Below are 431 nucleotides of genomic sequence, written 5' to 3'. Positions count from 1 at the left end.
GGCGTCATCATTCATGTCTTCTGCTCGCTGCAAGGCAGAGCTCACATCGTCCGCATCGACATAATTCGTCTCTACGCCATACATGCGATATCGCGCTGCAAGGCGAATATCCAAAGGCCTCGTCCGCGAGGGGATGACGACAGCATCGTTATCTGAAATGTAGTCAGACATTGCAGTATGATCGACTGTAACCGGCACCACTCCTCTTGCCATCGCTTCGAGCAAGGGAAGATTTTGTCCTTCGGCATGGGACGTACAGACGTAGAAGGTTGCTGCATCATAAAGTCGGTTAAGCTCAGCACGGGTCAGCACCCCGTCTGTGATCCACACTCGATCGCTGACCATTGGACGAACCATACGACCGGCATCAGAAACTTGCTCTTCTAGAAGTATACGGTTCGCGAGTCGCTTTTCACGATGAGGCGTTGACA

Annotated in this window: 1 protein-coding gene; it reads right to left on the bottom strand. The window is 52.2% G+C overall.

Annotated features, from left to right (window positions below):
• On the bottom strand, window positions 1-345 hold a 345-nt coding region (locus tag JWG43_RS18575; RefSeq protein ID WP_205244402.1), incomplete at its 3' end, for a glycosyltransferase family 4 protein.
• Window positions 346-431 lie beyond the last annotated feature (86 nt).

Source organism: Desulfobulbus alkaliphilus, from assembly GCF_016918545.1.
In the GTDB taxonomy this organism is placed as follows: Bacteria; Desulfobacterota; Desulfobulbia; order Desulfobulbales; family Desulfobulbaceae; genus Desulfobulbus; species Desulfobulbus alkaliphilus.
The sequence above is the reverse complement of the archived record's forward strand: the minus strand, read 5'-3'. Positions and strand labels throughout refer to the sequence as shown.